Annotated in this window: 12 protein-coding genes and 1 riboswitch; of the genes, 11 read left to right on the top strand and 1 reads right to left on the bottom strand. The window is 62.6% G+C overall.

Features of this window, described 5'->3' with window-relative positions; genetic code table 11:
• The first annotated feature begins 16 nt into the window (after positions 1-16).
• The 5 genes from HX801_RS24940 (at position 17) to HX801_RS24920 (ending at position 4,636) form a co-directional block, all read left to right on the top strand.
• Positions 17-1,057: a DUF2066 domain-containing protein gene (locus tag HX801_RS24940; RefSeq protein ID WP_003210745.1), complete on the top strand. Its 1,041-nt coding sequence runs from the start codon at positions 17-19 to the stop codon at positions 1,055-1,057.
• 53 nt (positions 1,058-1,110) lie between these two features.
• Positions 1,111-2,184: an AI-2E family transporter gene (locus HX801_RS24935; protein WP_003210746.1), complete on the top strand. Its 1,074-nt coding sequence runs from the start codon at positions 1,111-1,113 to the stop codon at positions 2,182-2,184.
• 217 nt (positions 2,185-2,401) lie between these two features.
• Positions 2,402-3,106, top strand: coding sequence for a DnaA regulatory inactivator Hda (gene hda / locus HX801_RS24930; RefSeq protein ID WP_003210747.1), 705 nt, complete (start codon positions 2,402-2,404; stop codon positions 3,104-3,106).
• Positions 3,107-3,319: 213 nt separating this feature from the next.
• The gene (locus HX801_RS24925) at positions 3,320-3,949 is read left to right on the top strand and encodes a C40 family peptidase (protein WP_003210748.1); all 630 of its coding nucleotides are present in this window, start codon (positions 3,320-3,322) and stop codon (positions 3,947-3,949) included.
• 144 nt (positions 3,950-4,093) lie between these two features.
• A complete protein-coding gene (locus HX801_RS24920; RefSeq protein ID WP_003210749.1) occupies positions 4,094-4,636 on the top strand; it encodes a C40 family peptidase in 543 nt (180 codons plus the stop codon).
• Positions 4,637-4,769: 133 nt separating this feature from the next.
• On the opposite strand, the gene HX801_RS24915 is transcribed toward HX801_RS24920, so the two are convergent.
• On the bottom strand, positions 4,770-6,083 hold the full coding sequence (locus HX801_RS24915) for a sorbosone dehydrogenase family protein (protein ID WP_177022927.1): 1,314 nt from the start codon (positions 6,081-6,083) through the stop codon (positions 4,770-4,772).
• 99 nt (positions 6,084-6,182) lie between these two features.
• Positions 6,183-6,420: riboswitch (cobalamin riboswitch) on the top strand.
• Between the two features lie 79 nt (positions 6,421-6,499).
• On the opposite strand from HX801_RS24915, the gene cobO reads away from it, so the two are divergent.
• From cobO to HX801_RS24885, 6 genes are read left to right on the top strand one after another with little or no spacing between them, the layout of a single operon-like run.
• On the top strand, positions 6,500-7,111 hold the full coding sequence (gene cobO, locus HX801_RS24910; protein ID WP_003210751.1) for a cob(I)yrinic acid a,c-diamide adenosyltransferase: 612 nt from the start codon (positions 6,500-6,502) through the stop codon (positions 7,109-7,111).
• Positions 7,108-8,499, top strand: coding sequence for a cobyrinate a,c-diamide synthase (locus HX801_RS24905; protein WP_177022926.1), 1,392 nt, complete (start codon positions 7,108-7,110; stop codon positions 8,497-8,499). The genes cobO and HX801_RS24905 overlap by 4 nt, the downstream gene beginning before the upstream one ends.
• Positions 8,496-9,146 (top strand): 5,6-dimethylbenzimidazole synthase, encoded by a 651-nt coding sequence (bluB, locus tag HX801_RS24900; RefSeq protein WP_003210753.1) that lies wholly within the window; start codon positions 8,496-8,498, stop codon positions 9,144-9,146. The genes HX801_RS24905 and bluB overlap by 4 nt, the downstream gene beginning before the upstream one ends.
• Positions 9,143-10,051 (top strand): adenosylcobinamide-phosphate synthase CbiB, encoded by a 909-nt coding sequence (cbiB, locus tag HX801_RS24895; protein ID WP_087694822.1) that lies wholly within the window; start codon positions 9,143-9,145, stop codon positions 10,049-10,051. Before bluB ends, cbiB begins: the two co-directional genes overlap by 4 nt.
• Complete coding sequence (gene cobD, locus HX801_RS24890; protein WP_003210755.1) at positions 10,044-11,033, top strand: threonine-phosphate decarboxylase CobD; 990 nt, start codon at positions 10,044-10,046, stop codon at positions 11,031-11,033. The genes cbiB and cobD overlap by 8 nt, the downstream gene beginning before the upstream one ends.
• A complete protein-coding gene (locus HX801_RS24885) occupies positions 11,030-12,481 on the top strand; it encodes a cobyric acid synthase (RefSeq protein WP_177022925.1) in 1,452 nt (483 codons plus the stop codon). Before cobD ends, HX801_RS24885 begins: the two co-directional genes overlap by 4 nt.
• The last annotated feature ends 194 nt before the right edge of the window (positions 12,482-12,675 follow it).

Genomic DNA, 12,675 nt, shown 5'->3' with positions numbered 1-12,675 from the left:
TCGGGAATCTTCTTTCATGGGTCTGAGTAAATATTTTTTTGTGGGCTGCTTGTCGTTGGTCAGCCTGGCGAGTCATGCCGAAACCCTCAATGGTCTCTATCAAGTGCTGGAGCCGGTCAGCAGTCAGTCTCCCCAGGAGCGCGACCAGGCGACCCAGCGTGCCCTGCAAACCCTGGTGATCCGCCTGACCGGCGACGCCAAGGCCGCCGATGGCCCGGGCCTGGCGGCGATCCGCAAAGACCCGCAACAAATCATCAGTCAGTATGGCTACGACGCCGGCCCGCCGGAAAGCCTGCAGGTGGATTTCGACCCGGTCAGCACCGACCGCGCGTTGCGTGGCGCGGGCCTGGCGCTGTGGGGCAGCAATCGGCCATCGATCCTCGGTTGGTGGCTGAACGATTCCGTCGAAGGCAGCAGCCTGGTCGGTGATGGCCAGGCTGTCGCCCAGCCGCTGCGCCGCGCGGCCCAGCACCGTGGTTTGCCGCTGCGTCTGCCATTGGGTGACCTGGACGAACAGATCGTCGCCACCGCCCCGAATCTTGAAAGCCCTGACGCCACACCGCTGCGCGCCGCGTCCGAGCGTTATGGTGCCGATGCCTTGCTGGCGGTGCATGCTCGCGAAGACGGCGGCCAATGGTCGGCCAAATGGCGCCTGTGGCTGGGGGATAAAAGCGAGCAGGGCACCGCCACCGGCACTGATACTGCCGCATTGGCTGACGCCGTGCTGCTGGCCGTCAGCGAACGCCTGGCACCACGCTTTGCGGTCAAGGCCGGCGCTGCCACCAGTGATCAGTTGCTGGAAGTGCAGGGCATGAATCTCGAGCATTACGCCGCCCTCGGCCATCTGCTGGAACCGTTCGGTGCCCAGCCAGTGCGCGTGGACGGCACTCGCATCGTTTATCGGGTGAATGGCAGCGCCGAGCAGCTGCGCACCCAGTTGAGCCTGGCCAAGTTGCAGGAAATCCCGGCAGGTGAAGCTCCGGCTCCGCAGCCGGTGGTAGAAGGCGCGCAACCGGCACCGGTCGAGCCGACGCCGCAGCTACGTTTTCATTGGTAAGTGTTCTTCCTTCTTATATAGAAGCAGGAAGCAAATAACAGAGGGAGTGGTTTATGGCGGATACGCGTCGTTGGGTGTGGCTTGGCGGGATTGTCCTGCTGTGCGTTTTTGTGTTCCTGCTGCATTCGATCCTGACGCCGTTCCTGGTCGCGTTACTGCTGGCCTACCTGTTCGATCCGGTGGTGGATCGCCTGGAAAAGATCGGCCTGTCACGTACCTGGGGCGTGGTGGCGGTGTTTGCGTTGTTCACCTTGATCATCACGGCGCTGGTCCTGGTGCTGGTGCCGATGTTGGCCAAGCAGTTGTTCAAGCTCTATGAGCTGGCGCCGCAGATGCTCGACTGGCTGCAACACACGGCCATGCCGTGGGCGCAGGCCAAGCTGGGGTTGGCAGACGGCTTCTGGAAGTTCGACAAGGTCAAGGCGGCCATCAGCGAGCACATGGGCCAGACCACCGACATTGTCGGCGTGGTGCTGAGCCAGGCGACGGCGTCGAGCCTGGCGCTGATTGGCTGGCTGACCAACCTGGTGCTGATCCCGGTCGTGGCGTTCTACCTGCTGCGGGACTGGGACATCATGATGGCCAAGATCCGCGGCCTGCTGCCGCGCGACCGTGAGGAGCGCATTGTCTCCCTGGCCGAGGAGTGTCATGAGGTGCTCGGCGCCTTCGTCCGTGGCCAGTTGCTGGTGATGCTGGCGCTGGGGATCATCTACGCGGCGGGGTTGATGGCGATCGGCCTGGAACTGGGGCTGTTGATCGGCCTGATCGCCGGCCTGGCAGCCATCGTGCCTTATATGGGCTTCGTGATTGGTATCGGTGCGGCGCTGGTGGCCGGGTTGTTCCAGTTTCACGGCGACCTGTACCCGATGCTCGGGATTGTCGCGGTGTTCATGGTCGGCCAGGCCCTGGAAGGCATGGTGCTGACGCCATTGCTGGTAGGCGACCGGATCGGCCTGCACCCGGTGGCGGTGATCTTTGCGATCCTGGCGGGCGGCGAGCTGTTCGGCTTTACCGGCATCCTGCTGGCGCTGCCGGTGGCGGCGGTGATCATGGTGCTGGTGCGCCATGTGCACGACTTGTACAAGGACTCGGACATGTACGCCGGAACCGACGAACCGGAGTTATAACCGCAGCATCACAAACCCGGCTCAAGGCCGGGTTTGTCATTTATCGGCTCTGGCGTTTCGCCATTGCGTCAAACATTCCTCACCAAATCCAACAAGTTAACGCAAACCTTTGATTTTGCTTGTGGTCTGCTGCATTGTGCGCCCGGCGTCACGGGTATAAACTTTGCAAACTTTACACAGAGGTCACTAACGGTTCGATTGGAACCGTTCAGTCAGCATGAAACCGATTCAGCTGCCCCTAGGTGTGCGTCTGCGTGACGACGCCACCTTTATCAATTACTACCCAGGCGCCAATGCCGCTGCACTCGGCTATGTCGAGCGGCTCTGCGAAGCCGACGCCGGGTGGACCGAAAGCTTGATCTACCTCTGGGGCAAGCACGGCGTGGGGCGTACCCACTTGTTACAGGCCGCTTGCCTGCGCTTCGAACAGATGGGTGAACCGGCGGTGTACCTGCCGCTGGCGGAGCTGCTGGACCGCGGTATCGAGATCCTCGACAACCTTGAACAATACGAACTGGTCTGCCTGGACGATTTGCAGGCAGTGGCGGGGCGGGCAGATTGGGAAGAGGCACTGTTCCATCTGTTCAACCGCTTGCGTGACAGCGGCCGGCGCTTGTTGATTGCCGCCTCCACCTCGCCACGTGAGCTGCCGGTGAAGCTGGCGGACTTGAAGTCGCGGCTGACCCTGGCGCTGATTTTCCAGATGCGCCCGTTGTCCGACGAAGACAAACTGCGGGCCCTGCAACTGCGTGCTTCGCGCCGCGGGTTGCACCTGACCGATGAAGTCGGGCATTTTATTCTCACTCGCGGTACACGCAGCATGAGCGCACTGTTCGACTTGCTCGAACAGCTCGACCAGGCTTCCTTGCAAGCCCAACGCAAGCTGACTATTCCCTTCCTCAAAGAAACCCTGGGCTGGTAGCCAGCCCTTTAAAACCGGGGCTTTCGGCAAATTACAGGCGCCAGAAAACCTGCGTTTGGGCCGTTTTGGCCACGCAAATGGCTGGCATAGGGTGTTAAGGGCTTAGATGTCATAGTCCAAACAAGAAGTCACATAGATCACGATTGAATTTGCAAATCGATGTGATAGAAGGCATAGTCTCGGCTTCTTTACACATCAGCCACGGTCGTGCCCATGCTAAATCGCTTCGCACCCCTCGTGCCTCTCGCACTCGTTACCCTGTTGTTTGGTTGCGCCACCCACACTCAAAACGTGGCTGAGCAGCAAAAACCAGTACAGCAGTCCCAGGCAAAATTCGTTGCGTCGCAGTCTTCCACTGTTTATCAGGAAGAGATCGCAACTGAAAAAGAACTCGCCGACTTCGCCGGCGCCAAGCCTTACCAGCTTCCCGTTCTGGCCGACAGCATTCTCGAACGCGGCATGTCCCTGATCGGTACCCGTTACCGTTTCGGCGGTACCTCTGAAGCCGGTTTCGACTGCAGCGGTTTCATCGGCTACCTGTTCCGCGAAGAAGCCGGCATGAACCTGCCGCGTTCCACCCGCGAAATGATCAACGTGGATGCACCGTTGGTCGCGCGGAACAACCTCAAGCCCGGTGATCTGCTTTTCTTTAGTACGGCTGGCCGTGGTCGTGTCAGCCACGCCGGTATCTACCTGGGCGACAACCAGTTTATCCACTCCAGCAGCCGCCGCAGCGGTGGTGTGCGAGTCGACAACCTGGGTGACAGCTACTGGAGCAAAACCTTCATCGAAGCCAAGCGCGCCCTGGCGATGGCCCCGACTACCGTTACCGCTAGCAAGTAAAGTTAAAGTGATACTTGAAGTTTGACGTGTAAGCGCTAGAATCCCTGGACATTGTTGTAAATTGATCGCGCGAGCTTTGCTTGCGCGTTTTGTTTTTCAACGTTCGGCAGCGAAAGCCGCATCCAGATCAGGATTGTTCTGCCCATGTCGACCTCGGCCCGCCTAATTCTTCTCGTTTGCGCCGCGCTGCTCAGCGCCTGCGCAAGTCGTCCTCCGCCTGCTCCCGTGGCCGTCAAGCCCAAGCCGGTGTTCAACACCTATGCCACCCAAAGTTTCTCGCCTGCGGCCGAAGACGTGCTTTTTCGTGCGCTGGGCCTGGTCGGCACGCCTTATCGCTGGGGCGGCAATACGCCGGACTCGGGGTTTGATTGCAGTGGCTTGATCGGTTTCGTCTACCGTGACGCGGCGGGCATCTCCTTGCCACGTACCACTCGCGAGCTGATCGTGATGCGCGCCCAGGACGTGAGCGAAAACAACCTGCAGACCGGTGACCTGATCTTCTTCGCCACGGGTGGCGGCTCGCAGGTCAGCCACGCCGGGATCTACGTGGGAGAAGGGCGCTTTGTGCATGCGCCGCAAACCGGCGGTACGGTGAAGCTGGACACGCTGTCCAAAGCCTATTGGCAAAACGCCTACCTGAGCGCCAAGCGTGTGTTGCCAGCCGAGCACCTGGCACGAAACCCCTAGGAAAACACGAAACCAAATGTGGGAGCGGGCTTGCTCGCGAATGCGGTGGATCAGTCGACAACAAGCTGACTGACACACTGCATTCGCGAGCAAGCCCGCTCCCACATTTGTTTTGCGGTGTTTGCGAAGCTGGCTATTTAGCCGCCGACACTCGCCACACCTTGTTCCCCACGTCATCCGCCACCAGCAAATCCCCCTGCTTGTCGATCACCACGCCGACCGGGCGGCCCATGGCTTTCTCATCGCTATTGAGGAACCCGGTCAGCACATCCACCGGCTGGCCTTTGGGTTTGCCGCCTTCAAACGGCACGAAGATCACCTTGTAGCCACTGTGTGGCTTGCGGTTCCACGAACCATGCTGGCCGATAAACGCGCCATTGCTGAATTGTGCCGGTAGCTTGCTGCCCTCGGCAAAGGTCAGTCCCAGGGAGGCTGTGTGCGGGCCCACCGCGTAGTCCGGGGCAATCGCCTTGGCTACCAGTTCCGGGTTCTGCGGACTCACCCGCACATCCACGTGCTGCCCGTAGTAACTGAAGGGCCAGCCATAGAACGCGCCATCCTTGACCGAGGTGATGTAGTCCGGCACCAGGTCGCTGCCGATTTCATCGCGCTCATTGACCGCCGTCCACAGCTTGCCGCTTTGCGGTTCCCAGGCCATGCCGTTGGGGTTGCGCAGGCCGGAGGCGAAGATGCGGTGCTGGCCGGTGGCGCGGTCCACTTCCCAGATCGCGGCGCGGCCTTGTTCGGCTTCCAGGCCGTTTTCCGCGACGTTGCTGTTGGAGCCCACGCTGACATACAACTTGCTGCCGTCCTGGCTCGCGACCACGTTCTTGGTCCAGTGATGGTTGATGCTGCCGCCCGGCAAGTCGGTCACCGTGGTTCCGGCTTCCTTGATCGAGGTTTCGCCTGGCTGATAGGGGAAGCGCAGCAGCTTGTCCGAATCGGCCACATACAGGTCGCTGCCCAGCAGTGTCATGCCGAACGGCGAGTTCAGGTTCTCCAGGAACACCGTGCGGGTTTCGGCTATGCCGTCGTGGTCGGCGTCCCGCAGCAGGGTAATGCGGTTGGGGCTCGGCACGGCGGCCCCGGCGCGGCCCATGACTTTCTCCATCACCCAGCCACGAATACCCTTGGAATCGTCCGGTTTGGGCGGCGCATTGGTTTCTGCCACCAGCACATCGCCATTGGGCAGCACATACAGCCAGCGCGGATGGTCCAGGCCTTCGGCAAACGCCGCTACTTGAGTGCCTGCCGCCGCCGTTGGCTTGGTGCCTTCGGGCCAGCCGATGGCCGGGGCGATATTCACCGTGGGGATCAGGGTTTTATTCGGTTCCGGCAGTTTGGGCGAGGGCCCGGTGCCGTCGGACACTTGCAGGGTAGAGCTTTCGCCGCAGGCGGCGAGGGTGCCGGCGAGCATGATCAGTAGGGCAAGTCGGGTCTTGTGCATGGTTTTCTCCTTAATACCTGTAGCGGTAGAGGCACGCAGCGGCCCGATGGTTCACGCGCATGTCCGGCTTTAATTGACGCTCCACCCCCAACCCACTAACCTTCGCGGCTTGTTTCAGGTGCTCTGTGGCGTACGCGCCGACTGAGTGAAACAGGGAAGCCGGTGAGTGAGCGCATTTTTCTACAGTGCTGCCACGATCCCGGCGCTGCCCCCGCAACGGTAAATGAGTCAAGACGGTGCCTTAAGCCACTGTATCGCCCGCGATATGGGAAGGCGCACCTTCGGCATCCAATGCCACTCATGAGCCCGGAGACCGGCCTGATCCATCCAACAGCATCACGGTGGGCGATGCTTGGCTGTCTGTATGTGTCTTTTTCCTGCCCGCCGTTTTTGTCCAGCCCCAACGGAGAGCTGCCATGACTGAATCCCCCGATCGTGACGAACGCCACCTGGCGCGCATGCTGCGCAAAAAAGCCGTGATTGACGAGCGCATTGCCAATTCACCGAACGAGTGCGGGTTGCTGCTGGTGCTTACCGGCAATGGCAAAGGCAAGAGCAGCTCGGCCTTTGGCATGCTGGCCCGGGCCATGGGCCACGGCATGCAGTGTGGCGTGGTGCAGTTCATCAAGGGCCGCAACAGCACTGGCGAAGAACTGTTCTTCCGCCGTTTCCCCGAGCAGGTGCGCTTCCACGTGATGGGCGAAGGTTTTACCTGGGAAACCCAGGACCGCGCCCGCGACATCGTGGCCGCCGAAGCCGCCTGGGCGGTCTCCCGGGAAATGCTGCAGAACCCGGCCATCGGCCTGGTGGTGCTGGATGAACTGAATATCGCCCTCAAGCACGGCTACCTCGACCTGGACCAGGTACTCAGCGACCTGCAGGCCCGCCCGCCGATGCAACACGTGCTGGTCACCGGCCGTGGCGCGAAACCCGAATTGATCGAAATGGCCGACACCGTAACTGAAATGGGCATGCTCAAGCATGCGTTCCAGGCGGGTATCAAGGCGCAGAAAGGCATCGAACTTTGAATCAGCCCCGTCACTGTCCTGCTGTGCTGATCGCCGCACCGGCGTCCGGCCAGGGCAAAACCACCGTCACCGCCGCGCTCGCCCGTTTGCACCGCAACCTGGGGCGCAAGGTGCGAGTGTTCAAATGCGGCCCGGACTTTCTCGACCCGATGATCCACGAGCGCGCCAGTGGTGCGCCGGTCTATCAATTGGACATGTGGATGGTCGGCGAGCAGGAAAGTCGCCGATTGCTGTGGGACGCGGCGGGGGAAGCCGACCTGATCCTGATCGAAGGCGTGATGGGCCTGTTCGACGGCACGCCGTCCAGCGCCGACCTGGCGCGGCATTTTGGCGTGCCGGTACTGGCGGTCATCGATGGCACGGCCATGGCCCAGACCTTCGGTGCCCTGGCATTGGGCCTGGCGCGTTACCAGCCGGACCTGCCGTTTGCCGGCGTGCTGGCCAACCGCGTCGGCACATTGCGCCATGCGCAACTGCTTGAGGGCAGCCTGACCGAAGGCCTGCGCTGGTACGGCGCACTGTCCCGGGAAACCGGGATCGAATTGCCCAGCCGCCACCTTGGCCTGGTGCAGGCCAGCGAATTGAACGACCTCGACCTGCGCCTCGACGCCGCCGCCCAGGCCCTGGGCAGCAGCTGTGAGGTAGCGCTGCCACCGCCGGTGGAATTCGCTGCGCCCGAGGTGATCGAGGCCCAACCGTTGCTGGCCGGCGTGCGCATCGCCGTGGCCCGCGACGAAGCCTTCGCGTTTACCTACGGCGCCAGCCTCGACCTGTTGCGAGCGATGGGCGCCGAGCTGCGCTTCTTCTCGCCGATTCGTGACCGCGCATTGCCCGAAGCTGACAGCCTCTACCTGCCCGGCGGTTATCCGGAATTGCATCACCAGGCGCTGTCGGAAAATACCGCGATGCTCGACGCCATCCGCGCCCACCACGCTGCTGGCAAGCCACTGCTGGCCGAATGCGGCGGCATGCTCTATCTGCTGGACTCGCTCACTGATGTCGACGGCACCCGTGCCGAACTGGTCGGCCTGCTCCAGGGCGACGCCGTGATGCAAAAGCGTCTGGCGGCACTGGCCCTGCAAAACGTCGAACTGCCCGAAGGCCTCTTGCGCGGTCACACCTACCATCACTCGCTGACCAGCACCGAGTGGCAGCCGATTGCCCGGGGCCTGAGCCCGAATGGCGGGCGCGGTGCCGAGGCGGTTTATCGTCAGGGCCGGATGACGGCTTCCTACGTGCACTTTTACTTCCCGTCCAACCCGATGGCGGTGGCTGCCTTGTTTGCGCCAAGCCTTGAGACCGCCATCGCAGGCAAGCCAGCTCCCACACTTGACCGAGTTGAAACGCAATCCAATGTGGGAGCGGGCTTGCTCGCGAAGAGGCCATGACTGACAACGCCTTTCCGGAAGCCGACCGCGAAGCCGTCTACCGCGCTATCGCCGAACGCCGCGACATGCGGCACTTCAGCGGTGGCAGCGTGGCGCCGCAATTGCTCCATCGCCTGCTGCAAGCCGCGCACCAGGCGCCGAGCGTCGGCTTGATGCAGCCCTGGCGTTTTATCCGCATCAGCGACCGCAACCTGCGCGGCCAGATCCAGCAGCTAGTGGAAGAAGAACGCGTACGCACCGCCGAGGCTCTCGGCGAGCGCTCCGACCAGTTCATGAAGCTCAAGGTCGAAGGCATCAACGACTGCGCCGAAGTGCTGGTGGCTGCCTTGATGGACGACCGCGAGCGGCATATCTTCGGGCGCCGCACCTTGCCGGAAATGGACATGGCATCGTTGTCCTGTGCGATTCAGAATCTATGGCTGGCGGCTCGTGTCGAAGGGCTGGGCATGGGCTGGGTCTCGCTGTTCGAGCCCCAGGCCCTGGCCGATCTGCTGGGCCTGCCGCCCGGTGCCAAGCCGTTGGCCGTGTTGTGCCTGGGCCCGGTGGCCGAGTTCTACCCGGCACCGATGTTGCAGCTCGAAGGCTGGACCGAACCACGGCCGCTGAGTGACATGTTGTACGAGAATGTTTGGGGAGTGAGTCAATGAGTGTGGCCTTGCTGAGTGTCGCTGCCGTGGCGCTGGATGCGCTGCTGGGCGAGCCCAGGCGCTGGCATCCGCTGGTGGCGTTCGGTAATTTTGCCGGGCGTATCGAGCAGCGTTTCAACTCCGGCGGCCGTGGCTGGCGCAGCCATGGCGTTACCGCCTGGGTGATTGCGGTGGTGCCGCTGACCCTGCTGGCCACGGCCCTCTCGTGGGCGCCTTACATCGGTTGGGTCCTGGAAATCCTCGCGCTGTATTGCGCCCTCGGCATGCGCAGCCTCGGCGAACACGTGCTGCCGGTGGCGCAAGCGTTACGCAGTGATGATCTGGACGAGGCCCGCAAGCGTGTCAGCTATCTGGTGAGCCGCCAGACCAGCGAGCTGGATCGCACCGAAGTCGCCCGTGCAGCCACCGAATCGGTGCTGGAAAACGGCAGCGACGCGGTATTTGCCGCCTTGTTCTGGTTTGTGGTCGCTGGCGTGCCCGGCGTGGTGCTCTATCGCCTGAGCAACACCCTGGATGCCATGTGGGGCTATCGCAATGAACGCTTTGAGCGTTTCGGCTGGGCCGCAGCAAAGATCGATGACGTGCTCAACTACATTCCGGCACGCCTGGTGGCGTTGACCTACGCGCTGCTGGGCAAAACCCGCCTGGCTCTCAAATGCTGGCGCACCCAGGGCCCGACCTGGGACAGCCCCAACGCCGGCCCGGTGATGGCTGCGGGTGCCGGTGCCCTTGGCGTGGAGTTGGGCGGTGCAGCGATTTATCACGGTGAGCTGCACCAGCGCCCGCCACTGGGCGAAGGCCCGCCGGCGGATGCGGATTCCATCGAGCGTGGCTGGCAACTGGTGCAACGCGGCGTGTGGCTGTGGTTGCTGATCCTGTGTGTGGGGGCTGAGTTTTATGCTTGAGCACGGTGGCCGCTTGCGCAAGGCGGCGATGCAGTACGGCATTCCAGAAGCAGACTGGCTGGACCTGTCCAGCGGCCTGGCGCCCTGGCCGTTTCCGATTCCGGAAATCCCGCTGCGGGCCTGGGCACGCCTGCCTGAAAACGATGACGGCCTGGAGCAGGCTGCCTGTGAATATTACGGCACGCCCCATGTATTGCCGGTGGCCGGCTCCCAGGCCGCGATCCAGTTATTGCCGCGCCTGCGCCGGGCCGGCAAGGTCGGTGTGCTGTCGCCGTGTTACGCCGAACACGCAGAAGCCTGGCGTCGCGCCGGCTACATCGTGCGCGAAGTGCTGGAGCAGGAAGTTGACTTCTTCCTCGACAGCCTTGACGTGCTGGTGGTGGTCAACCCCAACAACCCCACCGGCCTGAGCCTGACGCCGCAACGCCTGCTGGACTGGCATGCTCGCCTGGCCCAACGCGGCGGCTGGCTGGTGGTGGATGAAGCCTTCATGGACATCACCCCGCAACTGAGCCTGGCGGGCCAGGCCCATCAAGTCGGCCTGATCGTGCTGCGCTCGTTCGGCAAATTCTTCGGCCTGGCCGGAGTGCGGCTGGGGTTCGTGCTGGCCGAGCGCAAGCTGCTCAAGCTGCTCGCCGAACAGGTGGGGCCGTGGGCCGTCAGCGGGCCGACGCGGGTGCTTGGGCAAGTATGCCTGCGCGATACGGCCGGCCATGCGCAACAGCGGCTGCGTTGCGAATCGGCCAGCCAGCGCCTGTTTGATGTGCTTGAACGCCACGACTTGCGGCCCCAGGGCGGCTGCGCATTGTTCCAGTGGATGATCACGGACCGGGCTGAGCAGCTGCATGAATTCATGGCCCAGCGCGGCATTCTGCTGCGCTTGTTTGTCGACAACAGCAGCCTGCGTTTCGGCCTGCCGGATACCGAGGCCGACTGGTTGCGGCTGGAACAGGCACTGAAGGCCTACAAGGAAGCCTCATGAGTACCTTGATGGTGCAGGGCACCACCTCTGACGCCGGCAAAAGCACGCTGGTGACCGCACTCTGCCGCTGGCTGGTGCGCCAGGGCATACCGGTGGTGCCCTTCAAACCGCAGAACATGGCGCTCAACAGCGCCGTGACTGCCGAAGGCGGCGAGATCGGCCGGGCCCAGGCGGTGCAGGCCCAGGCCGCGAACTTGGCGCCCCATACCGACATGAACCCGGTATTGCTCAAGCCCAACAGTGACACGGGCTCCCAGGTGATTATCCATGGGCGCGCCGTGACCACCATGAATGCGGTGGCCTATCACGATTACAAAGCCATCGCGATGCAGGCGGTGCTTGCCTCCCATGCGCGCTTGAGTGCGGCGTATCCGGTGGTGATGGTCGAGGGTGCGGGTTCACCGGCCGAGATCAACCTGCGGGCGAATGATATTGCCAACATGGGCTTTGCCGAGGCAGTGGACTGCCCGGTACTGCTGATTGCCGACATCAATCGTGGCGGGGTGTTTGCGCACCTGGTGGGTACGCTGGAATTGTTGTCGCCGACCGAGCAGGCGCGGGTCAAAGGCTTCATCATCAACCGGTTTCGCGGGGATATTGCGTTGTTGCAGCCGGGGCTGGATTGGCTGGAAGCGCGCACGGGCAAGCCGGTGGTGGGGGTGTTGCCCTATGTGATGGATCTGCATCTGGAGGCCGAGGACGGCATCGACCAGCGCCAGATCGACAAGGCGGCGCAGGTGCTCAAGGTGGTGGTGCCGGTGTTGCCGCGGATCAGTAATCACACGGATTTTGATCCGTTGCGCTTGCACCCGCAGGTGGATTTGCAGTTTGTGGGGCCGGGGCAGGCGATTCCTGCGGCGGACCTGATTATTTTGCCGGGCTCGAAGAGTGTGCGCAGTGATTTGGCGTATTTGCGGGCCAACGGGTGGGACACGGCGGTGGCTCGGCATCTGCGTTATGGCGGGAAGGTGCTGGGGATTTGTGGTGGGTTGCAGATGCTCGGCGAGCAGGTGCACGACCCGCTGGGGTTGGAAGGGCCTTGTGGTTCTAGCGCTGGGCTGGGGTTGTTGGCGTTCAGTACGACCCTGGAGGAGGAGAAGCAGCTGCGTAACGTGCGGGGGCGGTTGTTGCTGGAGGAGGCCGAGGTGAGTGGGTATGAGATCCACGCGGGTGTAACCAGTGGCGCTGGCTTGGTGCGGGCTGCGGTGCAGTTGGACGATGGGCGCCTGGATGGGGCTCAGAGTGAGGATGGGCAGGTTCTCGGGACCTATCTGCACGGGGTGTTTGAGACGCCGGCTGCATGTAGTGCGTTGTTGCGGTGGGCGGGGTTGGAGGATGTGCAGGAGGTGGATTATCACGGGTTGCGGGAGCGGGATATTGAGCGGTTGGCGGACTTGGTAGAGCGGCATCTGGATACCGGGTTGCTGCGTTCGTTGTGTGGGGTTTGAGTTGGTTGTAATGGACCGTGTACATATCCGTTGCTGCGGTAACGGCCGCTTATGGTTCCGCTCTTACAGCGGGTCACTTTTGGCAAACGCCCCAAAAGTAACCAAAAGGTCTTTGCCCCACCACTCGGTGCCTCGCTTAGGCTCGGCATGCCCGCACTCCGGCCCGGTTCCGCGGGCCGCCGCGACGGGCCATC

The sequence above is a fragment of the Pseudomonas sp. G1002 genome (assembly GCF_013385455.1).
Classification (GTDB): Bacteria; Pseudomonadota; Gammaproteobacteria; order Pseudomonadales; family Pseudomonadaceae; genus Aquipseudomonas.
The sequence above is the reverse complement of the archived record's forward strand: the minus strand, read 5'-3'. Positions and strand labels throughout refer to the sequence as shown.